Here is a 24,019-nt window from a genome sequence, read left to right on the forward strand (position 1 = left end):
CCCGCTCGGGCTCGCGCCCCCGACCCGCTGCGCTCCCTATGACTCCTCGGGCTCACTACCCGGCAGCGCCTGCTCGAACCAGACCACCTTGCCGATGCCCTCGGCCCGGGCACCCCAGTGCAGCGCCAGGCGGCGGACCAGTTCCAGGCCCCGGCCGCCCTCGTCGGCCTCGGCCGCGTGCCGCTCCCGGGGCGGCTCGGGCAGCGGGTCGGAGATCTCGACCAGCAGCGTCTCGCCGAGCGTCAGCCGCACGCCGATGGGGGCGCTGGCGTACCGGACGGCGTTCGTGACCAGCTCGCTGACCAGCAGCTCCGCGGTGTCGGTGAGCTCCTCGACGCCCCACTCGGCGAGCGTGGAGCGGACCAGCCGGCGGGCCCGGGAGACGGCGGTGGGCTCGGCGGGCAGGGTCCAGCCGGCCGTCGGGGTACCGGCCTGGCCGTGGCCGAGCCGGGCCAGCAGCAGCGCGACGTCGTCCGGCTCGCGGCCCTGCTCCATGGTGTCGAGCACGGCCTCGCAGGCGGCCTGGATGGAGGCGTGCGGCTCCTGGAGCACGGTGACCAGCCGACCGAGGCCGACGTCGAGGTCCTTGTCCCGGGACTCGACCAGGCCGTCGGTGCAGAGGGCGAGCAGGCTGCCCTCGGGGATCTTCAGCTCGACGGATTCGAACGGGACGCCGCCGACGCCGAGCGGGGCGCCGGAGGGCAGGTCGAGGATCCGGCCGGCGCCGCCGCGCAGCGGGCCGCCGGTCCGGGTCGGCTCCCCGCCCTCCTCGCCCGGCACCACCAGGACGGGCGGGATGTGCCCGGCCTTGGCGACGGTCAGTCTGGCCGTCCCCGGGTCGAACACCGCGTAGACGCAGGTGGCGAGCAGCGCCTCGTCCGGGCCCTGGGCCAGGTCGTCGGCCAGCTCGTGGACGTGCCGCAGCAGGACGTCCGGCGGCAGGTCGAGGGCGGCCAGCACCCGGACGGCGGTGCGCAGCCGCCCCATGGTGGCGGCGGCCCGCAGGCCGTGGCCCATCACGTCGCCGACCACCAGCGCGGTGCGGTCGCCGGGCAGCGGGATGACGTCGAACCAGTCGCCGCCGACCTCGGCGCCGCTGCTGCCGGGCACGTACCGGTAGGCGACCTCGACGCCGGTGGGCTGCGGGACCTGCTGCGGGAGCAGGGTGCGCTGGAGGGTGAGCGCGGCGGTGCGCTCGCGGGCGTACAGCCGGGCGTTGTCCAGCGAGCTGCCGGCCCGGTCAGCCAGCTCGACGGTGAAGGCCAGGTCGTCCCGGTCGAAGCCCTCCCGGTAGCCGCCCCGGCTGACCAGCAGCAGACCGATCACGATGCCGCGGGCGCGCAGCGGGACGACCAGCATGGAGTGCACGCCCAGGTCGTGGGCGGCCTGCGTCTTCGGGTCGCCGGGGTACGTCACGTCGTCGAGCTGGTCCGCGCCGGAGAGCAGTTCGGGGACGCCGGTGCGCAGCACCCGGCCGCAGGCGGAGTCCTCGGCGAAGGTGATCCGGGCGCCGCGGCGGAGCATCACCTCGACCTCGGGGCCGTCCTGGACGGAGGCGGTGCCGAGCTGGAGCAGCGAGGTGCGGCGGTCGTGGCCGTGCCGGGGCAGGTCGTCACCGTGCGCGACGGCCTGCAGCAGGATCACCGCGGAGTGGTCGGTGAGCCGGGGGACGACGGAGCTGGCGAGCTCCTGGGCGATCCGGGCGGCGTCGAGCAGGTCGCCGACCCGGGAGCCGAACTCGTTGAGCAGCGAGAGCCGGCGCCGGGCGTGCTCGACCTTGGCGACGGCGCGGTAGCGCTCGGTCACGTCCATCACGGTGCCGGAGATGCCGAGCACCCGGCCGGAGCGGTCGGTCATCCGACTGTAGGAGATCGAGCGGTAGCCGGAGCGGGCGGTGACCGGGGAGGCGAGGGTGACGTCGATGACCGGCTCGCCGGTGGCCAGCACCTGGCGCTGGATCGCGGTGACCTCGTCGGCGGCCCGCTCGGGCAGGGTCTCGCCGGTGGTCCGGCCGACGTGGTCCGCCAGGGCGACGCCGTTCATCTCGGCCAGGGTCTGGTTGACGGCGGTGTAGCGCAGCTCGGTGTCCATGATCGCGATGCCCAGCGGGGACTGCTCGAACAGCGCGTCACGGACGGCGAGGTCGCGCTCGACGGCCCGGACGGCGGCCGCCTCGGCCATGTTGACCTGGAGGAACGGGGTGCCGTCGCCGTCCACCAGGAGGGAGATCCTGGCGTCCACCGCGATCGGCACGCCGTCCCGGTCGCGCAGTTCGGCGTTGCCGGCCCAGCGGCCGTGGCGCAGGGTGTCCTGGATCGCGGCCCGGATCCGGCCGACCTGCTCCTGGTCGGGGATCAGCTCGTCGATCCGGCGGCCGACCAGCAGCTCGTTCGGCCAGCCGAGCAGTTCCTCGGCGGCCGGGCTCCAGAGCACCACCCGGCCCGCGGTGTCCAGGATCGCGATGGCGACCTTCAGCATGTCGAGCAGGCTGCCCTCGGCCGGCCCGCCGGGGCCGTACGGGGCGTCGGACGGCCCACCGGGGAACGGCCGGGCGGGCCGGCTGCGCAGGCCGGGCTGGGGGCCCGGGTCGGAGACCGGGACGGCCAGGGTCGGCGCCGGCTGGTCGGGCCGCGGGGCTTCGGGGGCATCGGCGGCGTCCCGCCGACGGCGGCCGGCCGGTGGCTGCGGGGCGGCGGGCCGGGCGCCCCGGCGCAGCCGGGCGCGGGCGGCTGCGCTCCCCGCGGCGCCTGTCCGCGGTGCTCCTCCGCCGCCGTTCCCGGTACTCGACACCGACGGGGCCTCCGGCTCTGGTCGGGATCGGCGTCGCCGGCTGGGACGGCTCACCGATGGTGACGAATAGTGCCGAAAAGTGACATACCCAGCAGAACCCAGGCTATCCCGGCCGCCGGGTCGTCTTGTCTGATTGACCTACCCCGTACCCCGCGCGTCGCACACCGGCTCAGGCCGCCCTATGCATGGAGCAACCGGGCGACGTGCGGCAGGACGTCGCGGTCGTGCTCGATCCAGTCGACGCTGTCCAGCTCGGCCGGACCGAGCCAGCGCAGCTCGTCGTGGTCCTCCAGCGGACGGGGGTCGCCGGCCAGCAGCTCGGCCGCCCAGAAGCGCAGCTCCAGACCCGGCCGGACGCTCCACGCGCCCGGCAGCCGCTCCAGCGCCCGCGCCCGGACACCCAGCTCCTCCAGCAGCTCCCGCTCCAGCGCCTGCGCCTCGGTCTCGCCGGGTTCGGCCTTCCCGCCCGGGAACTCCCAGCGCCCAGCCACCGCCGCGGGCGCGCTGCGCCGGGCGGCGAGCACCCGGCCCCCGTGGATGAGGGCGCCGCCGACGACGATCCGGGGCTCGACGGGGTTCTCGCTCGCCTTGTCCATGGGCCCGACCTTAGGTCCTGTCCGGCCCCGCGCCGTCCGCAGCGGCGGCCTCGGCCTCGACCCAGTACAGCTGCTTGTGGCCGCGGGCCTCGAACTCGACCGCCAGCCGCTCCGCCGCGACGCGGTCGAGCCCGGCCGCGACCAGGAAGCGGTTGCCGTTGTCGTCCTGCCGCATCACCCGAAAGGCGCTCATGGCGGGGAGCGTATCCCCGGCCTGCGTGGGGGTCGGGCCGGGGATCCGCCCCCACGACGCTACGGGCGGCTCGCTACCGGGAGGTACGGGTGCGGTTAACGGCGGGTAACCCGGCCGCGCCCGGCGGCCCGGACCCGTCGGCAGCTCAGACCTGGAGGTCGGGCACCTGCTCGCCGGTGGACAGGCCGAGCCCGCGCCGGATCTCGATGCTGAGCGGCACCGACTTGGTCACCAGCGCCCGGGCCCGCCGGACGTCGCCCTCCAGGTCGTCGCCGGAGGCCGCCGCGTCCCAGGCGGTGGCGGCCGCCTCCTGGGCCGCCGCCAGCTTGCGGACCGCCGGCTTGACCTCGGCCGGCCACGCCGCCGACGCCTTGTTCAGCGCCGCGGCCTCCGCGTGGGAGGCGGTGGACATCCGCCGGGCCCAGGTCCGGTACTCGGACGACGCGTCCGCGAAGCCCTTGCTCGGCTGCTCCGCGTAGGCGTCGTTGAAGCCCCGGACGGCCTCCAGGTAGGCCAGCTGGGCGGGGTTCAGGCTGCCCCGGTCGGTGCGGACCGTCCCCAGGTGCTCGCCGTCGCGGTCCTCGAACGCGCAGGTGACGTAGCGGTCACCGGACCTCCAGTTGCCCCGGGTCGGGTAGAGGTAGACGTCGTCCATGCCGTCCGGGATCGCCCACTGGTCGAGGGCGTAGTCGTCGAGCACCGTGCGGCACAGTTCGGCGGCCCGCAGGCGGACCGTCGCCTCGCCCGGGTAGGACGGGCCGTCGCCCGCCGGGATCCGGGCGGTGCCGGCCACCTCGCCGTGGTGCGGGGCCGAGCACGGCACCCGGCGGACCCAGTAGAGCGTCTCGTCGCCGCCGTCGGGGTCGGCCCGGCTGCCGTTGTCGGGGGTGTTGTAGCAGTCCCCGGACTTCAGCGCGGCCCACGGGACGGACCCGGCCGGAGCCTTCGTGGACTGGCCGAACCGGCCGCCATCGGGGGACTCGAAGGTCGAACCGGACACGACGAGCGACAGCAGCACCGTGCCGACCACGCCGAGCACCAGCCCGGTCACCGCCATGCCGAAGCCGCGCTCCTTGCGGCGGTTGATCTGGACCAGCGCGATGATGCCGAACACCAGGGCCACCGGCGCCGCCACGACCAGGCCGGTCACCAGGGCGGCGACCGCGAAGCCGTTGGTGACGGGGGCGGGCCGGGGGTAGGGGAAGCCGGGCTGGAGGCCGGACTGCGCGGCGGGCGGCACCGACGCCCAGCCGCCGGCGGGCAGCGGCGGGGGCGGGGGCTGCGGCGGGGCCTGCGACGGGGACTGCGACGGCAGGGGCGCGGCCCACGGGTTGGCGGGCGCGGGCGGGAGGGGCGGCACGGGCGGGGCGGGCGCGGACGGGGCGGCGGGGCCGGGCTGTCCGGGTACCGCGACCGGCTCGGGCTGCCCGGCCTGCGCCTGCTGCTCCGGCTGGTCCGGCTGGTCCGCCCGCTCCGACTGCCCCGCCCGCTCGGCCCGCTTCGCCGGCGCGGCCCCGTGGGCCGGTGTGCGGGGATCGGCCGCAGGCGACTCCGGCCCCGGCGCGGGCGGTTCGGACGCAGGCTTGGACACGTGGACTCCCCCGGCCCGCCGGTACGGGCATCGACTCGGCAGCTCGACTCGTCGGCTCGCCCCCTCCAGCAACGGGCCGGACGGGCCCGAACGGCCCCGGTACGAGCGGACGCGCGACTTTACCCGATCTTTCCGAACGCCCGCGCGACCGTTTCGCCCGCCCCGCCGCCCATCCCGCCGCCCGGCCTCGCCCTCGGCCCGTCGCCGGCCCGGCCCCCGGTCAGCCGCGCGCCAGGATCTCGCCGTGCAGCATGGAGAACCAGCCGTCCCCGGCGGCGCTCCACTCCTGCCAGCCGGCCGCGATGCGCGCCAGTTCGGCCTGGTCCGCGAAGCCCCGCTCCACCGCCGTCCGGCCGATGGCGGAGCCGGTCACCCGGTCCGCCCACATCCCGCCCCACCAGGCGCGCTGCTCGGGCGTCGCGTACGTCCAGGTGGTGGCGGTCGCGGCGATGTCGGTGAAGCCCGCCGCCCGCGCCCAGGACAGCAGCCGCCGCCCGGCGTCCGGCTCACCGCCGTTGGCGCGGGCGATCCGCTCGTACAGCTCCAGCCAGCGGTCCAGCGCGGGCGCCTCGGGGAACCAGGTCATCGACGCGTAGTCGACGTCCCGGGCCGCGACCACACCGCCCGGCGCCGCGACCCGGCGCATCTCGCGCAGCGCGGCCACCGGGTCGGCCACGTGCTGCAACACCTGGTGAGCGTGCACCACGTCGAACTCGCCCTCTCGAAAGGGCAGTTCGTGGACATCGGCGACCTCGAACACGACGTTGGACAGGCCCCGGCCGGCCACGTACGCGGCGGCCTGCTCCAGCACCTCGGCGGAGGTGTCCACGGCCACCACGCGACCGCCCGGGCCGACCAGCTCGGCCAGGTCGGCGGTGATCGTGCCGGGCCCGCAGCCGATGTCCAGCAGCGCCTGCCCGGGGCGCAGTTCGGGCAGCAGGTAGGCGGCCGAGTCGGCCGCCGTCCGGGAGCGGTGCGAGCGCAGCACGGCCTCCTGGTAGCCGTGGGTGTAGACGGTGGCGGGCTGCTGTCCGGTCATGGTGTCCCCCTGGGGAGTGGTCGGTTTCCGCGACGCCTTCGACGCTAGTGGACATTCCGCATTCCGAGAAGATTTGTCTCACCTGTCGATCACCCCGCGACCGCGCCACCCCCGGCGGCCGTACCGTGGGGCGCACCCGAGAGAACGGTCCCCCCGCCCATGCCCGGCCAGCGCCCCTTCGTCCTGCTGAGCGCCGCGATGTCCCTCGACGGCCACCTCGACGACGCCTCCCCCGACCGCCTGCTGCTCTCCAACCGGGCCGACTTCGACCGGGTCGACGCCGAACGCGCGGCCGCCGACGCCGTCCTGGTCGGCGGCAACACGCTGCGCGCCGACAATCCGCGCCTGCTGGTCAACGACCCCGCACGCCGGGCCGCCCGGCTCGCGGACGGCCGCGCCGAGTACCCGCTGAAGGTGACGCTCAGCGCGAGCGGCGCGCTCGACGCCGACCTGCGCTTCTGGCACACCGGCGGCGCCCGGCTCGCCTACACCACGGACGCCGGCGCGACCGTGCTGCGGCCCCGCCTGGACGGGCTGGCCGAGGTGGTCGCGCTCGGCGGCGCGGTGGACCTCGGCGCGGTGCTGGACGACCTGGGCGCGCGCGGGGTGCGCCGGCTGATGGTCGAGGGCGGCGGCGGCGTGCACACCCAGTTCCTGGCCCAGGGCCTGGCGGACGAGCTCCAGCTGGCGGTCGCCCCGCTGCTGGTCGGCCAGGCCGAGGCGCCGCGGTTCGTCCGCCCGGCCGCGTTCCCGGGCGGCCCGGCCCGGCGGATGCGCCTGCTGGAGGCACGTACGGTGGACGACGTCGTCCTGCTCAGGTACGCCCCGAAGGAGCCCGCCCCGTGACCGGAGCCCGTCCCGTGACCGCCGACCTCGACCACCTGCGCCGGGCCGTCGAACTCTCCCGCCGCTGCCCGCCGTCCGCGACGGCCTTCTCGGTCGGCGCGGTGATCGTCGGCGCCGACGGCGAGGTGCTGGCGGAGGGCTACAGCCGGGAGGGCGACGCGCACGACCACGCCGAGGAGGCGGCCCTCGGCAAGCTGCCGACCGGCGACCCGCGGCTGCGCGGGGCGACCGTCTACAGCTCGCTCGAACCGTGCGGACAGCGCGCCTCGCGGCCGGCGCCGTGCGCCCGGCTGCTGATCGCGGCGGGCGTGCCGCGGGTGGTGGTGGCCTGGCGCGAGCCGGACCTGTTCGTCACCGACTGCCAGGGCACGGCTCTGCTGGCGGCGGCCGGGGTCGAGGTGGTGGAGCTGCCGGAGCTCGCCGAGGCGGCCCGCGCGGTCAACGCCCACCTGCTCGGCTGATCTTTTGTATCATCGGGGAACAAAGAGCTCGTCCTTCCTTGCCCGAGGAGCAGCCCCATGCCCGCCACACCCCTCCAGCTGACCGCTCGCGCCCTCCTCCTGGACATGGACGGCACCCTGGTCAACTCCGACGCCGTGGTGGAGCGCTGCTGGCACCGCTGGGCCGAGCAGCACGGACTCGACCCCGTCGCCGTGCTGGCCGTCGCCCACGGCCGCCAGGGCCACGCGACGATGGCCGAACTGCTGCCCGACCGCCCGGTGGAACTCAACCTCGCCGACAACCGGCGGATGCTCGCCGCCGAGCGCGCCGACACCGACGGCGTCGTCCCGATCCCCGGCGCGGGCGCCTTCCTCGCCGCCCTGGACGGCCTGCCGCACGCCCTGGTCACCTCCGCCGACGAACCGCTCGCCCGGGTCCGGATGGGCGCCGCCGGCCTGCCGATGCCGCCCGTCCTGGTGACCGCCGAGTCCGTCGGCGCCAGCAAGCCCGACCCGGAGGGCTTCCTCAAGGGCGCCGCCGCCCTCGGCTTCGCCCCCGCAGACTGCCTCGCCTTCGAGGACTCCGACGCCGGCATCACGGCCGCCCGCGCCGCCGGCATCCGCGTCGTCGGCATCGGCCCCCGCGCCGCCGCCCACCGGCCGGACGCCCACGCCGACACCCTCGACGACATCACCGTGACCACCGCACCGGACGGCACCCTGACCGTCACCGTCCGCCCCTGACCGGGGCGGCGACCGGCGACCCGGTCACCCTTGTCACCGCACGAGTCAGACGTAGGAGTCGAGCCATGAAGACGACGACCTACTCGGAGTCCCGCGCGCACTACGCCGAGGTGCTGAACGCGGTCACGGACGACCGCGAGGAGATCGTGATCACTCGCGCCGGACACGAACCGGTGGTCACAGTCTCACTGGAGGACCACCAGCCCCTCAAGGAGACCGCCTACCTGCTGCGCAGCCGCACGGTGACACGGAAGGGGCCGGGCTCGACAGAGCCCGGCCCCTTCCGGTCCGCACATTCGACCAACCGGTCAACTCGCGGCAAGCAGACGGCTACACGTTGAAGCGGAACTCCACCACGTCGCCGTCCTGCATGATGTATTCCTTGCCCTCGATGCGGGCCTTGCCCTTGGAGCGGGCCTCGGCGATGGAGCCGGTCTCGACCAGGTCGGCGAAGGAGATCACCTCGGCCTTGATGAAGCCCTTCTGGAAGTCGGTGTGGATGACTCCGGCGGCCTCGGGGGCGGTGGCGCCCTTCTTGATGGTCCAGGCGCGGGTCTCCTTGGGGCCTGCGGTGAGGTAGGTCTGCAGGCCGAGGGTGTCGAAGCCGACCCGGGCGAGGGTGGCGAGGCCGGGCTCCTCCTGGCCCATCGACTGGAGCAGCTCCAGGGCCTCGGCGTCGTCGAGCTCGATCAGCTCGGACTCGATCTTGGCGTTGAGGAAGATCGCCTCGGCCGGGGCGACCAGCTCGCGCTGGACGTTCTTGAAGTCCTCGTCGGCCAGCTCGACCTCGTCCACGTTGAAGACGTAGAGGAAGGGCTTCGCGGTCAGCAGGTGGAGGTCGCGGATCGGGGTGGTGTCGAAGCCGGCCTCGAAGAGGGTCTTGCCGGTCTCCAGGACCGCCTGCGCGGCCTCGGCGGCGGCCAGCACGGGGGCGGTCTCCTTCTTCAGGCGCGCCTCCTTCTGGAGCCGCGGCAGGACCTTCTCGACGGTCTGGAGGTCGGCCAGGATCAGCTCGGTGTGGATGGTCTCGATGTCGTCCTTGGGCGACACCTTGCCGTCCACGTGCACCACGTCCGGGTCGGTGAAGGCGCGCACGACCTGGCAGATCGCGTCCGACTCGCGGATGTTGGCGAGGAACTTGTTGCCCAGTCCCTCGCCCTCGCTGGCGCCGCGCACGATGCCGGCGATGTCGACGAAGTCGACGGTGGCCGGGAGGATCCGCTGGGAGCCGAAGATCTCGGCGAGCTTGGCCAGCCGCGTGTCCGGGACGCCGACGACGCCGACGTTCGGCTCGATGGTGGCGAACGGGTAGTTGGCCGCCAGCACGTCGTTCTTGGTCAGGGCGTTGAACAGGGTCGACTTGCCGACGTTCGGCAGGCCGACGATTCCGATCGTGAGCGACATGAAGCGCAGTCCCGTGGGCTTGGAGGAGTTGGGTCGGCACCGTGCGGGCCGACCCCCAAGTCTACGGGCAGCGCCTCACGCCCCGGTCGCCGCCGGGAGGGGCTCCAGGAACTCCGGCCGGCCGCCCGGGCGGCTGGGCCGGACAGGTCAGGCCGCTGAACGACGATCACATCAGCACTCCGCCAGGAGACACGGGGCAAGACCTGAACGGTCCATTACACAGTGTGGCGATGATCGGACCGTACGTTGGGCGGGTGGAGCAGAGCATCCGTACCCAGCCGCCAGGGCCCAGACGCCGACCGCCGAACGGCGCGGCCGGGGCCGCCGTCCCCGGGCCCGGCCGGGCTCCCGAGACCGCCGGAGCCCCCGCCGCCGCCCCCGCCCCCGCCGCCCGGCTACGCCCGGTAGCCGGGCCGCCCGCCGCCACCACCGCCCGCCCGGCCACCCCCAGGCTGCGGTTGCGGCTGCCGCTGCGCGGACGCGCCGAGGCCCCGCTGTACGGGCGGCGCCGGACCGGACGGCCGACCCGGCTGACCGCCATCGGCACGGGCGTGGCCGCCGTGCTGGCGACCCTCGCCGTCGCGGGCCTGGACCGGCTGCTGTTCGACGGCCTCGGCTGGCTGTTCGGCCTCGGCTACCTGGCCGTCTGCTTCCAGCTGGCCGTCCGGGTGCGCTACGTCGACCTGCTGGCCGCACCGATCAGCGGGCCGATCGCCTTCGCGCTGGCGCTGCTGCTGCTCGGGCCGGTCACCTCCTCGGGCGTCACCGCCCAGGTGGTGGCGCTGGCGACCGGGCTGGCGCTGCGGGCCGGCTGGCTGTTCTCCGGCACCGGGCTGGCCGCGCTGATCGTGCTCGCCCGGTTCGTGGCCCAGCGCCGGATCCAGCGCTCCCGCTGAGCGGTGCCTCGGGCGGGCGGCCTCAGCCCGCCGCCCGGGCCGCCGCCATGGCGGCGCCGACGATGCCCGCGTCGTTGCGCAGCTCGGCCGGCACCACCCGCGCCTCCCGCTCCCGCAGCAGCGGCAGGAACTTCTCGTGCTTGCGGCTCACCCCGCCGCCGATCACGACCAGCTGCGGCGAGAACAGCATCTCGACCAGGTCCAGGTACTCGTCGACCCGCCCGGCCCACTGCTCCCAGGTCAGCCCGTGCCGTTCCTTGGCGGCAGAGGAGGCCCGGCGCTCGGCGTCCTTGCCGCGCAGTTCCAGGTGGCCCAGCTCGGTGTTGGGCACCAGCACGCCGTCCACGAAGAGCGCGCTGCCGATGCCGGTGCCGAAGGTGAGCACCAGCACCACACCCGACTGGTCGCGCCCGGCGCCGTGCACGGTCTCGGCGAGCCCGGCCGCGTCGGCGTCGTTGAGCACGGTCGCGGGCAGGTCGAGCGCCTCGCGGAACAGGCCCGCGGCGTCCAGGCCGATCCAGCCCTTGTCCACGTTGGCGGCGGTTCTGGTCCGGCCGCCGACCACCACGCCGGGGAAGGTGAGCCCGACCGGGCCCTGGTGGTCGAACTGGCGGACCACCTCGCGGACGGCGGCGACCACGGCCTCGGGGGCGGACGGCTGCGGGGTGAGCACCTTGTACCGCTCCTGGGCCAGCACGCCCCGGGCGAGGTCGACCGGGGCGCCCTTGATGCCCGAACCGCCGATGTCCACGCCGAATACCGCCGCCATCACGTCCACCCTCCGCCGGGGCCGCGGACCGCTTGTCCACAGCCTGTGCACAAAACTACGAGAGGGCACGGGTGGACGCACAGCAGAAAACCCGGCAACCCCGAGGGGGTGCCGGGCTCTGCGCGAAAGGACCCGGGAGCGGTCCCGGGACCGGCCCTACAGCTTGCCCGCCGCCTCGGCGCGCAGGTCGCGGCGCAGCTCCTTGGGCAGCGAGAAGGTCAGGTGCTCCTCGGCGGTCTTGACCGTCTCGACCGTGTCGTAGCCGCGCGCGGCCAGCCACTCCAGCACGCCCTCGACCAGGATCTCCGGGACGGAGGCACCGCTGGTCAGGCCGACCGTGCCGACGCCCTCCAGCCAGGCCTCCTGGAGCTCCTCGGCGAAGTCCACCAGGTGGGCGGCCTTGGCGCCGTACTCCAGGCCGACCTCGACCAGGCGGACGGAGTTGGAGGAGTTCTTGGAGCCGACCACGATCAGCAGGTCGGTCTCGGGGGCCATCTGCTTGACCGCGACCTGGCGGTTCTGGGTGGCGTAGCAGATGTCGTCGCTGGGCGGGCTGACCAGCGCCGGGAAGCGCTTCTTCAGCTCGCCGACGGTGGCCATGGTCTCGTCCACCGACAGGGTGGTCTGGGACAGCCAGACGACCCTGGACTCGTCCCGGACCCGCACGTTGGCGACGTCCTCGGCACCGTCCACCAGGTGGATCCGGTCCGGGGCCTCGCCCATCGTCCCGACGACCTCCTCGTGGCCCTCGTGGCCCACCAGCAGGATGTCGAAGCCCTCGTCGGCGAAGCGCACGGCCTCCTTGTGCACCTTGGTGACCAGCGGGCAGGTGGCGTCGATGGTGGCCAGCCGGCCGGCCTTCGCCTCGTCGTGGACGGACGGCGCGACGCCGTGCGCGGAGAAGACCACGATCGAGCCCTCGGGCACCTCCTCCGTCTCGTCGACGAAGATCGCGCCCTTCTTCTCCAGGGTCTGCACCACGTACTTGTTGTGGACGATCTGCTTGCGGACGTAGATGGGCGCCCCGTACTGCTCCAGGGCCTTCTCCACGGCGATCACGGCGCGGTCTACACCCGCGCAGTAGCCCCGGGGGGCGGCGAGCAGGACACGGCGCGGCGCGGTGTTGGACATGGCTCCATCGTACGGGCGGCGCCGAGCCGCGCCGACGGGAGGCGCTTTCCGGACAGACCCGGTCGCCGGTGCTCAAATGTGGTGTCTATGAGCTCTGCGAACGGGCAAACGGAACCGGGCGGCCTGCGCCGCAGCCTGAGCGTCCGCGACCTGATGGTCTACGGCCTGCTGTTCATCGCCCCGATGGCGCCGGTCGGCGTGTTCGGCGTCCTGGACGCCAGGAGCCACGGCGCCGTCGCCACCGTCTACCTGGCCGCGACCGTCGCGATGGGCTTCACCGCCTTCTCGTACGCCCAGATGGTGCGCGCGGTGCCGCAGACCGGCTCGGTGTTCGCCTACGCGCGGGCCGGGCTGGGCGAGGGGCCCGGGTTCATCGCCGGCTGGATGGCGATGCTCGACTACCTGCTGATCCCGGCGGTCGCCTACCTGTTCTCCGGGATCGCGCTGAACTCGCTGGTGCCCGGGGTCTCCCGCTGGGTCTGGACGGCGCTCGCGGTGGTGCTGACCACCGCGCTCAACCTGATCGGCGTACGGACGGCGGCCGTGGTCGGTTTCGCGGTGCTCGCCCTGGAGATCGCGGTGCTGGCGGTGTTCGTCGCCGCGGCCGTGGTGGCGCTGCTCCAGGGCGGCGCCCGGCGCGGCTGGGACACCCCGTTCACCGCCGTCGGCGCCTTCTCGCTGACCGCGGTGATCTCGGCCGTGTCCGTCGCGGTGCTCTCCTACCTGGGCTTCGACGCGATCGCCACCTTCGTCGAGGAGGCGGTCGGCGCCTCGGCGGCGGTGGCCCGGGCCGTGCTCTGGTGCCTGGCACTGGCCGGGGTGCTGTTCGTCGCCCAGACCTACCTGGCGGCACTGCTGGAACCCCTGGGCCCGCAGCAGCTGGCGGCCGACCCGGCGGCGCAGGGCTCGGCCTTCTACGACACGGTGGAGAGCGGGGTCGGGCACTGGCTGCACGTCCTGGTGGCGGCCAGCAAGGCGATCGGCGCGGCCTTCGCGGCGCTGGCCGGGCAGGCGGCGGCCGGGCGGCTGGTCTACGCGATGGGCCGGGAGGGGCGGCTGCCGCGCGTCCTCGGCACGGTCGACCCGGCCACCGCGGTGCCGCGCCGGGCGCTGCTGGCGGCCGCGGTGATCACGATGGCCGCGGCGGTCTGGGCGGCCGACCGGGGCGACGGGCTGGACCAGCTGACCTCGGTGGTCAACGTCGGCGCGCTGACCGCCTTCGCGCTGCTGCACGCCTCGGTGATCGGCTGGTACACGGTGCGGCACGGCTCCCGGGACCGGGTGCGGCACCTGCTCGTCCCGGCCCTGGGGATCGTGGTGATCGCGGCGGTGGTCTACGAGGCCTCGACGACCGCGCAGCTCGTCGGGCTGATCTGGCTGGCGGTCGGGCTGGTGGTGCTGGGCGTCCAGGGCTCCCCCGCTCCGGGCGGCCCTGTCGGCGGGCGCCGCTAGCCTCGCGTACACGGCCGACACCAGCTCCCCGGACAGGCCCTAACCTCGTACGCATGGCCAACACCAGCTCCCCCGAAGCCCCGATCCCGGTCGGCAAGGTCTCCGCGCTGATCGGTGGCTGGATCGACCGGCTCGGCGCGGTCTGGGTGGAGGGGCAGATCACCCAGCTCAGCCGCCGGCCGGGGGCGGGCGTGGTGTTCCTGACCCTGCGCGACCCGCAGGCGGACGTGTCGCTCACGGTGACCTGCTTCCGCTCGGTGTTCGACCAGGTCGCGGAGGTGGTGCAGGAGGGCGCGCGGGTCGTCGTGCACGCCAAGCCGGAGTGGTACGCGGCACGCGGGCAGCTGTCGCTGCGGGCCTCGGAGATCCGGCCGGTCGGGCTGGGCGAGCTGCTGGCCCGGCTGGAGCAACTGAAGCGGCGGCTCGCCGGGGAGGGCCTGTTCGCGGCCGAGCGCAAGCGGCCGCTGCCGTTCCTGCCGCAGTGCGTCGGGCTGGTCACCGGGCGCGGCTCGGCGGCCGAGCGGGACGTGCTGGAGAACGCCCGGCGGCGCTGGCCGGCCGTCCGCTTCGAGGTGCGCAACGTCCCGGTGCAGGGGGTCAGCGCGGTGGAGCGGGTGAGCGCGGCCGTCCGGGAGCTGGACGAGCACCCCGAGGTGGACGTGATCATCGTGGCCCGCGGCGGTGGCAGCGTCGAGGACCTGCTGCCGTTCTCGGACGAGGGGCTGGTGCGGCTGGTCGCGGCCGCCCGTACGCCGGTGGTCAGCGCGATCGGCCACGAGCCGGACCAGCCGCTGCTGGACTTCGTCGCCGACCTGCGCGCCTCCACCCCGACCGACGCCGCCAAACGGGTGGTTCCGGACGTCGGCGAGGAGCTGGCCAAGGTCCGCCTGCTGCGGGACCGTGCCCGGCGGCACGTCCTCGGCCGGGTCGAGCGCGAGCAGCACGGGCTGGACGGCGTGCGCAGCCGCCCCGCGCTGGCCGTTCCGCACCGGATGCTGGACGGGCGCGGCCAGGAGGTCACCGCGCTGCTGGAGCGGGCCCGGCGCACCCTGCGGCACCGGCTGGACCACGCGCAGAGCGACCTCGGGCACACCCTCGCCCGGGTGGTCGCGCTGTCCCCGGCGGCCACCCTGGAGCGCGGCTACGCGGTGCTCCAGCGGACGGACGGCACGGTGGTGACCGACCCGGCGCAGGTCACGGCCGGCGAGGGGCTGCGCGCCCGGGTCGCGGGCGGGGCCTTCGACGTCGCGGTGGCGGACGGCCAGGGCTCGTAGGAACGCCCGGCGTCACGGTGGACGACGGTCAGGCCTCGTAGGAGCGCTGCCGGGAGAGTGCGCGGGAGTGCTCGCCGAAGCCGAGGCTGCGGTAGAGCGCCTCGCCGCCACTGCTGGCGTGCAGGTCGATCCGGCCGACCCGCTGGTCGTCGAACCAGTCCAGCAGCGCCTCGGTGCAGGCCCGGGCGTAGCCGCGCAGCCGGTGGCCGGGGTCGGTGCAGATGTTGAAGACGAAGCCGAACCGGCCGTCCGGGTTTCCCGGCGCGGGCAGCCGGTGCTCCAGCGTGCCGACCGCGCAGGCGGCGAGCCGGCCGGGCCGCCGCGGGTCGTCCACCACGAAGGACGGCATGGTCAGTTCCCCGGCCGGGGCGGCGAGGCGCTCGCGCAGTATCCGCTCGGCGGTGGCCTGCCAGGGCCCCGGCCCGGTCAGGCCGGCCATGCTGGGCATCGCCTCGAACATCAGGTTGCGCAGCCGGACGAGCTCGGAGGCGTCGGCCGGGGCGGCGGGTCGGACCGTGATCATGCGGCGGAGGGTAGCGCCGCCGGCCGGCCGGTTGCATCCGATTTCGCCGCTGCCTCCACCGCTGCCTTCGCCCGCCGCCTTCGCCCTGCCGCTTTCACCCCGCCACGGCCGTTGTGTCGGTGCTGCGCGGGCTCTGTCGGCTCCAGCCCCTACGCTGGCACGCATGGCAGAGCAGCAGGAGCAGCAGGACGCGGCGGCACCGACCCCGGACGACGCGCTGGGCTACGAGCACGCCCGGGACGCGCTGCTGGAGGTGGTCCGGCAGCTGGAGAACGGCGGGACGTCGCTGGAGGAGTCGCTGGCGCTGTGGGAGCGCGGCGAGCAGCTGGCGAAGGTGTGCCAGCGCTGGCTGGACGGCGCCCGGGCCCGGCTGGACGCGGCGCTGGCCGCCGAGGAGGACGGGGCCGCGGGCGGGCAGTGACGCGGCTCACAGTAGGCCGGGGAATCGTTGAAACTTCATCCATGTTGAGATGGTCTGACCGGCCACGGCCGGTCAATCCGACGAACCCCCTCCCGCATGAGGTGCAGACAAGCATGACCACCGACGCCCTGGTACTCGACGCCGCCGCTCAGGACCTGCTGTTCCGCGAGGCCCGCACCGCGAACACCTTCACCGACGAGCCGGTGACCGAGGAGCAGGTCCAGGCCATCTACGAGCTGGTCAAGTACGGCCCGACCGCCTTCAACCAGCAGCCGCTGCGCGTCGTCCTGGTCCGCTCGACCGAGGGCCGCGAGCGCCTCGTCCAGCACCTGGCGGACGGCAACAAGGCCAAGACCAGCACCGCCCCGCTGGTCGCCATCCTCGCCGCGGACAACGAGTTCCACGAGGAGCTGCCGACCCAGTTCCCGCACTTCCCGCAGGCCAAGGACGTGTTCTTCTCCGAGCGCACCGTCCGCGAGCGCTCCGCCTCGCTGAACGGCGCGCTGCAGGCCGCCTACTTCATCATCGGCGTGCGCGCCGCCGGCCTGGCCGCCGGCCCGATGACCGGCTACGACGCCGAGGGCATCAACAAGGAGTTCTTCGGCGACGGCGAGCACTCGGTGCTGGCCGTGGTCAACATCGGCAAGCCGGGCGACGACGCGTGGTTCCCGCGCTCGCCGCGCCTGGAGTACGACCAGGTCGTCACCACGGTCTGATCCACCGCACGCGCGAGGGCCCGCACCGGTTCGTCCGGTGCGGGCCCTCTCCGTATGCGCACGGGGGCGTTCGGGGTCGTACGGGCGCGTCCGCGGGGCGTTCGCGGGGGCGTACGGAGCTGTTCCCCCCGGGGCGACCCGGGGGCACGGGCTACTTGAGCGCCTGGGCCAGCTCGGCCAGTTCCTCGTAGGAGGCGGTGCCGGTGAGCACGGTGGTCGCGTCACCGGTCTGCACGGTCAGGGCGCGGGACTTCTCGCCCTGCACCCGCTCCCAGGTGCGCCCGGCGACCTCCGAGGTGCCGTCCGGCTTGCCGCCCGCGATCTTGTCGGCCAGCAGCGCGTCGCGGGGGACGTCGCTCTGCTCGACCGCCGCGTACTGGCCGGACGGCGTGACGAAGCCCAGGTGCCAGGCGTTGCCCTTGCCCTTGCTGATCGCGGCCGGCTGGTAGCCGACCGAGGTGGCCCGCCACTGGTCGGACAGCCCGTCCGGGGAGAGCAGCGGGTACGGCGCGCCGCGCTTCGCGGAGGCCGCCGCCACCTTGTACTCGACCACGTGCACCGGGTCGCTGTTCGCGTCGTGCGGAAGGAACAGGTACCCGATCCAGACCACGGCGCCGACCGCCAGCATCGACAGGACCATGTCCCGTACGGTCTCCCGGCCCCTCATGCGTTTGCTCTCTCCAGCCACCCCCACATGGTGACTCATCCCTACGGCGGTACGGCCACCCGGGGTGCCCGCGTACGGGTGAAGCGGGACGAACCGACCTGGTCGGGCGCCGGGTGGCGACCCGCGCCACAGACAGTCATCTCATAGGCAGATACGATCGCAGGACCCTCACCACGGCGTTCGACCAGGCAGTAGTCGGGCGCTTACTGGCCGTCGCGTACAGAGAGGTAACGACGATGACCACGCAGTACCCGAACCACCTTCCCAGCGCCCTGGAGGTCGCGCCCGAGGCTCCGGACCGGAACCTCGCGCTCGAACTCGTCCGGGTCACCGAGGCGGCCGCGATGGCCGCCGGCCGGTGGGTCGGCCGTGGCGACAAGAACGGCGCGGACGGCGCCGCCGTCAAGGCGATGCGCACCCTCGTCTCGACCGTCTCGATGAACGGCGTGGTCGTCATCGGGGAGGGCGAGAAGGACGAAGCCCCGATGCTCTACAACGGCGAGCGGGTCGGCGACGGCACCGGCGCCGAGTGCGACGTCGCGGTCGACCCGGTCGACGGCACCACGCTCACCGCCAAGGGCATGAACAACGCCGTCGCCGTCCTGGCCGTCGCCGACCGCGGCACCATGTTCGACCCCAGCGCCGTGTTCTACATGGACAAGCTGGTGGCCGGCCCCGAGGCCGCCGAGTTCGTCGACATCACCGCCCCCGCGGCCGTCAACATCCGCCGGGTCGCCAAGGCCAAGGGCAGCGCCGTCGAGGACGTCACCGTCGTCGTCCTCGACCGCCCGCGCCACGACGGCCTGGTCCGGGAGATCCGCGAAGCGGGCGCCCGGATCAAGTTCATCTCCGACGGCGACGTGGCCGGCGCCATCATGGCCGCCCGCGAGGGCACCGGCGTCGATCTGCTGATGGGCATCGGCGGCACCCCAGAGGGCATCATCGCGGCCTGCGCCATGAAGTGCATGGGCGGCGTCATCCAGGGCCGGCTGTGGCCCAAGGACGACGCCGAGCGGCAGAAGGCCCTCGACGCAGGCCACGACCTGGACCGGGTGCTCACCACCGACGACCTGGTCAGCGGCGAGAACGTGTTCTTCGTCGCCACCGGCATCACCGACGGCGAGCTGCTGCGCGGCGTGCACTACCGCCAGGAGACCGCCACCACCAGCTCGCTGGTGATGCGCTCCAAGAGCGGCACGATCCGCGAGATCAACTCCGTCCACAAGCTGTCGAAGCTGCGGGCCTACAGCGCGATCGACTTCGACCGCGCCAACTGACACCGGGCGACCGCACCCGCGGCCTCGGCGGAATCCCCCTCCGCCGAGGCCGCGGCGCGTCCGGCCCGGGGCACACCCGGAGCCCCGTCAGCCCGCTATCCGCCGCTGCCCCGCGACCACCCGGGTCGCCTCGCGCAGCTCCGACTCCCGGCGGCGGCGACGGGCCAGCACCACCCGGCGCTCGGCGGCCGTCAGCCCGCCCCAGACCCCGTACGGCTCCGGCTGCGCCAGCGCGTGCTCGCGGCACTCCAGCAGCACCGGACACCGGGCGCACACCTGCTTCGCCTGCTCCTCGCGCGACAGCCGGGCCGCCGTCGGCTCCTTCGAGGGCGCGAAGAACAGCCCCACCTCGTCCCGCCGGCAGGCCGCGCCGGTGTGCCAGGGGCTGTCCTCGCCCGAGGACGCGCCCTGGGCGGCGGTCTGGGGGCCCTGGCCGCCCGGGGGGTGCGGCTGCGGACTGCGCTCCAGCAACTGCGCGGCGGCGACGGGCGAGGTGGTGCGGGACTCGATCGGATGCAGCACGGCCGTACTCCTGACGAGACTCTCGGACACGGGGAAGCTCGCTCCCCTGCCCGGCTGCGAGCCCCCGCTGTCCAACCCCGAGTCGGCCGCTGGGCCGCCTCCGGTGCGCAGCCGTACAAGAAGCGATGTGCGGAAGGAACTACCCCGCCCGCCCGCGATTCATGCACACTGCACGCAATCGACTACGGAGCGCACCGGAGACAACGCGGAACGCCCGGCCGGGAGTTGATCCCCGACCGGGCGTTCGACCCGCCAACCCCGGCTACTCGGTGCCGAGTTGCTTGCGCACCCACTCCTTGAGCTTCTTGCCCCGGCGCGGCTTGGCCTCGCAACCGCCGAACACCGCGACGCCCTTGACCCGGACCACCGGCGCGTACGGGTCCGCCGCCGTCTGCTCCTTGACGTCGAATCCGCCGAAGATGCCGACGCCGCCGCCGTGCAGGCTCACGTTCTCCGGCACCCGGATCTCGACGCCGCCGAACAGCGCCGTCACCTCGATCTCCACCTCGGGCGACTCGAACACGGCGTCGGTCAGGTCGATCTCCACCCCGCCGAACGCCGCGAACGCCTTCAGGTGCGACCCCACCCGCCAGCGGCCCTTGCGGGACGATCCGCCGAAGATCGCCACCATCGACGGCGACTCCTGGCGCGCGGGCGGCAGCGCCGGCGTCACCGCACGCGGCGCCGGGGCCTCCAGCGGCGGCTTCTCGAACGACAGCGGCCGGTGGCCCGGCAGGTCCCTGGTCAGCGGCACCAGATCGCCGAAGGTCTTGGCGGCGTACGCGGCCCCGATCCGGTCCGCGTGCTCGTCCGCGTCCAGCCGGCCCTCGGCGTAGGCGTCCCGCAGCAGCTCCGCGATCCGCTCGCGGTCGGCGTCCGACACCCGCATCTCCGCCTGCGCCACCGGGGCGTGCGACGGCTGGGTCTGCTGCTCCGGCAGCGGCCGGAGTTGCGGCTGCGGCTCGGGCCGGCTCTCGGGCTTGGTCATCGGTACGGGCGCCGGCACGGACGGCTGCCCCGGATCGTCCTGCGACGGCGAGTTGTCCACGGCCCAAGACTAGTCGCTCGTACGTGCGGCCGAGTGAGCCCGGTCACGCAGGCTGCCCTGTCCGCGTGCGACGCGGAGCCGGGTCCTACCCTTGAGGGTGCTTCGCCGACGCAGCCGGACCACTGGAAACCTAAGGACCGCCCCCATGGCTCCCACGCCAGACTTCGAGTACAGCGACCTGCTCCCCCTGGGCGCTGACCCGACCCCGTACCGCAAGCTGACCTCCGAGGGTGTCTCCACCTTCGAGGCCGGCGGTCGCACCTTCCTCCAGGTCGAGCCCGAGGCGCTGCGGCTGCTCACCGCCGAGGCGATGCACGACATCTCGCACTACCTGCGCCCCGCCCACCTCGCCCAGCTGCGCCGCATCCTGGACGACCCGGAGGCCAGCCCGAACGACCGCTTCGTCGCGCTCGACCTGCTGAAGAACGTCAACATCTCGGCCGGCGGCATCCTGCCGATGTGCCAGGACACCGGCACCGCCATCGTCATGGGCAAGCGCGGCCAGAACGTGCTCACCGAGGGCGGCGACGAGTCGGCCATCGCGCGCGGCGTCTTCGACGCGTACACCAAGCTCAACCTGCGCTACTCCCAGATGGCCCCGGTGACCATGTGGGACGAGAAGAACACCGGCAACAACCTGCCGGCCCAGATCGAGCTGTACGCCACCGACGGCGGCGCGTACAAGTTCCTCTTCATGGCCAAGGGCGGCGGCTCCGCCAACAAGTCCTACCTGTACCAGGAGACCAAGGCCATCCTGAACGAGGCGAGCATGCTCTCGTTCCTGGAGCAGAAGATCCGCTCCCTCGGCACCGCCGCCTGCCCGCCGTACCACCTGGCGATCGTGATCGGCGGCACCAGCGCCGAGTTCGCGCTCAAGACCGCCAAGTACGCGTCCGCGCACTACCTGGACAACCTGCCGACCTCCGGCGACGCCAAGACCGGCCACGGCTTCCGCGACCTGGAGCTGGAGGCGAAGGTCACCGAGCTGACCCAGAAGATCGGCATCGGCGCCCAGTTCGGCGGCAAGTACTTCTGCCACGACGTGCGGGTCGTCCGCCTGCCGCGCCACGGCGCCTCGCTGCCGGTCGCCATGGCCGTCTCCTGCTCCGCCGACCGCCAGGCGCTCGGCAAGATCACCGCCGAGGGCGTCTTCCTGGAGCAGTTGGAGACCGATCCGGCCAAGTACCTGCCGGACACCACCGACGAGCACCTGGACGACGACGTCGTGCGCGTCGACCTCGACCAGCCGATGTCCGCGATCCGCGCCGAGCTGTCCAAGTACCCGGTCAAGACCCGGCTCTCGCTCACCGGCACCCTGGTCGTCGCCCGCGACATCGCCCACGCCAAGATCAAGGAGCGCCTGGACGCCGGCGAGGGCATGCCCAAGTACCTCCAGGACCACCCCGTCTACTACGCCGGCCCGGCCAAGACCCCCGAGGGCTACGCCTCCGGCTCCTTCGGCCCCACCACCGCCGGCCGGATGGACTCCTACGTCGACCAGTTCCAGGCCGCCGGCGGCTCCATGGTCATGCTCGCCAAGGGCAACCGCAGCAAGCAGGTCACCGACGCCTGCGCCGCCCACGGCGGCTTCTACCTCGGCTCCATCGGCGGCCCCGCCGCCCGTCTCGCCCAGGACTGCATCAAGAAGGTCGAGGTCCTGGAGTACGCCGAGCTCGGCATGGAGGCCGTCTGGCGCATCGAGGTCGAGGACTTCCCGGCCTTCATCGTGGTCGACGACAAGGGCAACGACTTCTTCCGCGAGACCACCGAGGGCCCGCTGATCACCAGCCTCCGGGTCCGCTCCAAGGAGTAGCCGCGCCGCGTTCGTCGACCGCCCCGGCCGCGTCCGTCGCGACCGGGGCGGCCGCGTTGCGCGTGCTCACGCGTCGAAGTCGTACTCCAGGACGTAGGAGGCGGCGTCGAGGATCATCTCGTTGAGCTCGACGACCTGGCCGTCGTCGGCGAAGGCGGTACGGCAGATCAGGATGACCGGGGTGCCCGCCGACAGCTCCAGGCGGGCGGCCTCGTCCGCGCCGGGCATCCGGGAGCGGACCTCCTCGCGGAAGTGGACGGGCTTCGCGCCGATCTCGGCCAGCCGGGCGTAGGTGCCGCCCGGGCCGGTGTCCTCGCGGGTGATGGCCGTACCGGCGACCAGGCCGGCCGGCAGGTAGGAGGTCGACAGCAGCACCGGCTTGCCGTCCAGCACGAAGCGGCGGTGCCGTACGCACATCGACGCGCCCGGATCCACTCCCAGCACCCGGGCGACGTGCTCCGGCGCGCCCCGTTCGGTGACGGACACCTGGTCGACCACCAGCAGGCGGTTGTCGATGTCCGCCGACCATATGGACCGGCCCGAGCCCCACTGCCCCTGCGCCAGCCGCTGGATCCCGCGCCGGCGCAGCGGCCGGAAGTCCCGGACGAAGACCCCCGCTCCCCGGCGCGCCTCGGCGATGCCCTCGCTCTGCAGCACGCCGAGCGCCTGGCGGGCGGTCATCCGGGCCACGCCGTACTCGTCCATGAGGTCGTTCTCGCCCGGCAGCCGGTCACCCGCGCGGTACCGGCCGTCGTCGATGGCCGCCTTCAGCGTGTCGGCGATCCGTTGGTACTTGGGCTGTTTGTCGCCACTGCTGCCGGTCATCGCCGCTCCCTCTCCCTCGGACAAATCGTAGGCGCGCCCACGGCCGACGGTAAGCCGATACGACCATTGACATCTCTAGAGATATTAGCTTCTCTAGAGATGCTGGGTAGTCGCCGAGCACCACACACACGGACAGCGACCAGGGCGCGGCCCCCACCCGGCGCCGCACCCGCACCAGAACAGCGAGGAGCAGTGCGGTGAGCACCCGTCAGCGCGACTCCGCGGCCTACCGGCCGCACGTGGGTGAACTCGTCCTCGACCGGAGGACCGGACGCACCGGCATCTACATGGACACCATCGGCGGGGAGCACTACCTGCGCCCCGAGGGCGGCGGCCGCGAATGGACCGCCGAACCCGGACGGGTCTCGCCCGTTCCCAGGCCCCGCGATTCAGCCGAATACGATCTTCCGCGCTAATTGCGGCAAAAAGCACGCAAACAGCAACATTCCCACCCGCAATCCCCCCGAGTGAATCCGGAATTCCGGAACGCCCCGCACCCACCGTCGGGCACGTTACGGATATCACCGGTCACCATGAGTGCATCACGGGCGGGATTCGGCCACCGGGCGGGCACCGGTGCCGAATGGAGCACGCCCAAAACCCACAGCGCCCCCGTGCCCGGACCGGGACACGGGGGGCACGGGGCCTTCGGCCGGACCGGCTTACGGGTGGCCGGAGATCATGCCTTCCGGCTCGTACCGCTTGCCCGGCCCGCCCGTGGCCGGCGCGACGGGCTCCACCACGTGCGCGGCCTCGTCCCCGAACAGGTCGTTCTCTATCGCCGCCTTCTGCGCGTCGGACGGCGCGGTGTACTCGGTCGTGTTCGAGGACGCGGCCACCGCGCCCTCGACAGCCTCGCCCGCCTCCACAGCGACGGCCGGGACATCCGTCGTCGCCGCGTTCTCGGGCGCCGAAGCCACCGGGGTCTCGCTCTGGTCGTTGGCCATTGGGCGGCCGCCTTTCGGTCATCAAATGTGTCTCGCCCGACCTCCGTGGCACGGGCGTGCGGACAGTATCGTAGGGTTGATTAAATGTCCGATAA

Annotated in this window: 24 protein-coding genes and 1 pseudogene; 11 read left to right on the plus strand and 14 right to left on the minus strand. The window is 73.7% G+C overall.

Annotation, left to right across the window (positions count from 1 at the left end):
• Positions 1–36: 36 nt before the first annotated feature.
• The 5 genes from AB0O82_RS20615 to AB0O82_RS20635 form a co-directional block, all read right to left on the minus strand.
• A complete protein-coding gene (locus AB0O82_RS20615; RefSeq protein ID WP_363585428.1) occupies positions 37–2,790 on the minus strand; it encodes a SpoIIE family protein phosphatase in 2,754 nt (917 codons plus the stop codon).
• Positions 2,791–2,969: 179 nt separating this feature from the next.
• Entirely contained in the window at positions 2,970–3,386 is a 417-nt protein-coding gene (locus tag AB0O82_RS20620; protein ID WP_363585429.1) for an NUDIX domain-containing protein, read from the minus strand.
• Between the two features lie 10 nt (positions 3,387–3,396).
• Positions 3,397–3,579, minus strand: coding sequence for an SPOR domain-containing protein (locus AB0O82_RS20625; RefSeq protein ID WP_363585430.1), 183 nt, complete (start codon positions 3,577–3,579; stop codon positions 3,397–3,399).
• A 145-nt stretch (positions 3,580–3,724) separates the two neighbouring features.
• The gene (locus tag AB0O82_RS20630; protein WP_363585431.1) at positions 3,725–5,170 is read right to left on the minus strand and encodes a DUF4190 domain-containing protein; all 1,446 of its coding nucleotides are present in this window, start codon (positions 5,168–5,170) and stop codon (positions 3,725–3,727) included.
• 220 nt (positions 5,171–5,390) lie between these two features.
• Positions 5,391–6,209 carry a methyltransferase domain-containing protein gene (locus AB0O82_RS20635; RefSeq protein WP_363585432.1) on the minus strand — a complete coding sequence of 273 codons (819 nt, stop codon included), beginning with the start codon at positions 6,207–6,209 and terminating at the stop codon, positions 5,391–5,393.
• A 159-nt stretch (positions 6,210–6,368) separates the two neighbouring features.
• Between AB0O82_RS20635 and AB0O82_RS20640 the strand changes: the two are divergent.
• The 3 genes and pseudogenes from AB0O82_RS20640 to AB0O82_RS20650 all read left to right on the plus strand — a co-directional run bounded on the left by AB0O82_RS20640 (position 6,369) and on the right by AB0O82_RS20650 (position 8,580).
• Positions 6,369–7,516: pseudogene (locus tag AB0O82_RS20640) on the plus strand (dihydrofolate reductase family protein).
• Between the two features lie 57 nt (positions 7,517–7,573).
• A complete protein-coding gene (locus AB0O82_RS20645) occupies positions 7,574–8,239 on the plus strand; it encodes an HAD-IA family hydrolase (protein ID WP_363585433.1) in 666 nt (221 codons plus the stop codon).
• 65 nt (positions 8,240–8,304) lie between these two features.
• Entirely contained in the window at positions 8,305–8,580 is a 276-nt protein-coding gene (locus AB0O82_RS20650; RefSeq protein ID WP_363585434.1) for a type II toxin-antitoxin system prevent-host-death family antitoxin, read from the plus strand.
• On the opposite strand, the gene ychF is transcribed toward AB0O82_RS20650, so the two are convergent.
• The gene (gene ychF, locus AB0O82_RS20655; protein ID WP_363585435.1) at positions 8,570–9,643 is read right to left on the minus strand and encodes a redox-regulated ATPase YchF; all 1,074 of its coding nucleotides are present in this window, start codon (positions 9,641–9,643) and stop codon (positions 8,570–8,572) included. The genes AB0O82_RS20650 and ychF overlap by 11 nt on opposite strands.
• Before the next feature lie 254 nt (positions 9,644–9,897).
• Between ychF and AB0O82_RS20660 the strand changes: the two genes are divergently transcribed.
• Positions 9,898–10,539 (plus strand): DUF6542 domain-containing protein, encoded by a 642-nt coding sequence (locus AB0O82_RS20660; protein WP_363585436.1) that lies wholly within the window; start codon positions 9,898–9,900, stop codon positions 10,537–10,539.
• A gap of 22 nt (positions 10,540–10,561) precedes the next feature.
• Here the strand turns inward: AB0O82_RS20660 and ppgK are convergent, their stop codons facing one another.
• Positions 10,562–11,308 (minus strand): polyphosphate--glucose phosphotransferase, encoded by a 747-nt coding sequence (gene ppgK, locus AB0O82_RS20665; RefSeq protein ID WP_363585437.1) that lies wholly within the window; start codon positions 11,306–11,308, stop codon positions 10,562–10,564.
• Positions 11,309–11,464: 156 nt separating this feature from the next.
• Positions 11,465–12,439 (minus strand): 4-hydroxy-3-methylbut-2-enyl diphosphate reductase, encoded by a 975-nt coding sequence (locus AB0O82_RS20670; RefSeq protein ID WP_363585438.1) that lies wholly within the window; start codon positions 12,437–12,439, stop codon positions 11,465–11,467.
• 87 nt (positions 12,440–12,526) lie between these two features.
• Between AB0O82_RS20670 and AB0O82_RS20675 the strand changes: the two genes are divergently transcribed.
• Both AB0O82_RS20675 and xseA read left to right on the plus strand, forming a co-directional pair.
• Entirely contained in the window at positions 12,527–13,891 is a 1,365-nt protein-coding gene (locus AB0O82_RS20675) for an APC family permease (RefSeq protein WP_363585439.1), read from the plus strand.
• 53 nt (positions 13,892–13,944) lie between these two features.
• Positions 13,945–15,165: an exodeoxyribonuclease VII large subunit gene (gene xseA, locus AB0O82_RS20680; protein ID WP_363585440.1), complete on the plus strand. Its 1,221-nt coding sequence runs from the start codon at positions 13,945–13,947 to the stop codon at positions 15,163–15,165.
• Positions 15,166–15,193: 28 nt separating this feature from the next.
• Here the strand turns inward: xseA and AB0O82_RS20685 are convergent, their stop codons facing one another.
• Entirely contained in the window at positions 15,194–15,688 is a 495-nt protein-coding gene (locus AB0O82_RS20685; protein ID WP_363585441.1) for a GNAT family N-acetyltransferase, read from the minus strand.
• Positions 15,689–15,851: 163 nt separating this feature from the next.
• On the opposite strand from AB0O82_RS20685, the gene AB0O82_RS20690 reads away from it, so the two are divergent.
• Together AB0O82_RS20690 and AB0O82_RS20695 are read left to right on the plus strand one after the other, a co-directional pair.
• Positions 15,852–16,109: an exodeoxyribonuclease VII small subunit gene (locus AB0O82_RS20690; protein WP_363585442.1), complete on the plus strand. Its 258-nt coding sequence runs from the start codon at positions 15,852–15,854 to the stop codon at positions 16,107–16,109.
• Positions 16,110–16,222: 113 nt separating this feature from the next.
• A complete protein-coding gene (locus AB0O82_RS20695) occupies positions 16,223–16,825 on the plus strand; it encodes a malonic semialdehyde reductase (RefSeq protein WP_363585443.1) in 603 nt (200 codons plus the stop codon).
• A 151-nt stretch (positions 16,826–16,976) separates the two neighbouring features.
• On the opposite strand, the gene AB0O82_RS20700 is transcribed toward AB0O82_RS20695, so the two are convergent.
• Positions 16,977–17,492, minus strand: a complete 516-nt coding sequence (locus AB0O82_RS20700) for a DUF4245 domain-containing protein (RefSeq protein WP_063347978.1) — start codon at positions 17,490–17,492, stop codon at positions 16,977–16,979.
• 236 nt (positions 17,493–17,728) lie between these two features.
• Here AB0O82_RS20700 and glpX point away from each other — a divergent pair, with 236 nt between their 5' ends.
• Positions 17,729–18,769, plus strand: coding sequence for a class II fructose-bisphosphatase (gene glpX / locus AB0O82_RS20705; RefSeq protein ID WP_063347979.1), 1,041 nt, complete (start codon positions 17,729–17,731; stop codon positions 18,767–18,769).
• A gap of 87 nt (positions 18,770–18,856) precedes the next feature.
• On the opposite strand, the gene AB0O82_RS20710 is transcribed toward glpX, so the two are convergent.
• Positions 18,857–19,291 (minus strand): WhiB family transcriptional regulator, encoded by a 435-nt coding sequence (locus AB0O82_RS20710; RefSeq protein WP_350879949.1) that lies wholly within the window; start codon positions 19,289–19,291, stop codon positions 18,857–18,859.
• Between the two features lie 262 nt (positions 19,292–19,553).
• Entirely contained in the window at positions 19,554–20,339 is a 786-nt protein-coding gene (locus tag AB0O82_RS20715) for a DUF1707 domain-containing protein (protein ID WP_363585444.1), read from the minus strand.
• Positions 20,340–20,484: 145 nt separating this feature from the next.
• On the opposite strand from AB0O82_RS20715, the gene AB0O82_RS20720 reads away from it, so the two are divergent.
• Positions 20,485–22,152 carry a fumarate hydratase gene (locus AB0O82_RS20720; RefSeq protein ID WP_063347981.1) on the plus strand — a complete coding sequence of 556 codons (1,668 nt, stop codon included), beginning with the start codon at positions 20,485–20,487 and terminating at the stop codon, positions 22,150–22,152.
• A gap of 66 nt (positions 22,153–22,218) precedes the next feature.
• On the opposite strand, the gene AB0O82_RS20725 is transcribed toward AB0O82_RS20720, so the two are convergent.
• Entirely contained in the window at positions 22,219–22,977 is a 759-nt protein-coding gene (locus tag AB0O82_RS20725) for a GntR family transcriptional regulator (RefSeq protein ID WP_363585445.1), read from the minus strand.
• Positions 22,978–23,174: 197 nt separating this feature from the next.
• On the opposite strand from AB0O82_RS20725, the gene AB0O82_RS20730 reads away from it, so the two are divergent.
• Entirely contained in the window at positions 23,175–23,393 is a 219-nt protein-coding gene (locus AB0O82_RS20730) for a hypothetical protein (protein ID WP_363585446.1), read from the plus strand.
• A gap of 246 nt (positions 23,394–23,639) precedes the next feature.
• Here the strand turns inward: AB0O82_RS20730 and AB0O82_RS20735 are convergent, their stop codons facing one another.
• Complete coding sequence (locus tag AB0O82_RS20735) at positions 23,640–23,924, minus strand: hypothetical protein (RefSeq protein WP_363585447.1); 285 nt, start codon at positions 23,922–23,924, stop codon at positions 23,640–23,642.
• Positions 23,925–24,019: the final 95 nt, after the last annotated feature.

This window comes from Kitasatospora sp. NPDC088264 (assembly GCF_040685715.1).
Classification (GTDB): Bacteria; Actinomycetota; Actinomycetes; order Streptomycetales; family Streptomycetaceae; genus Kitasatospora.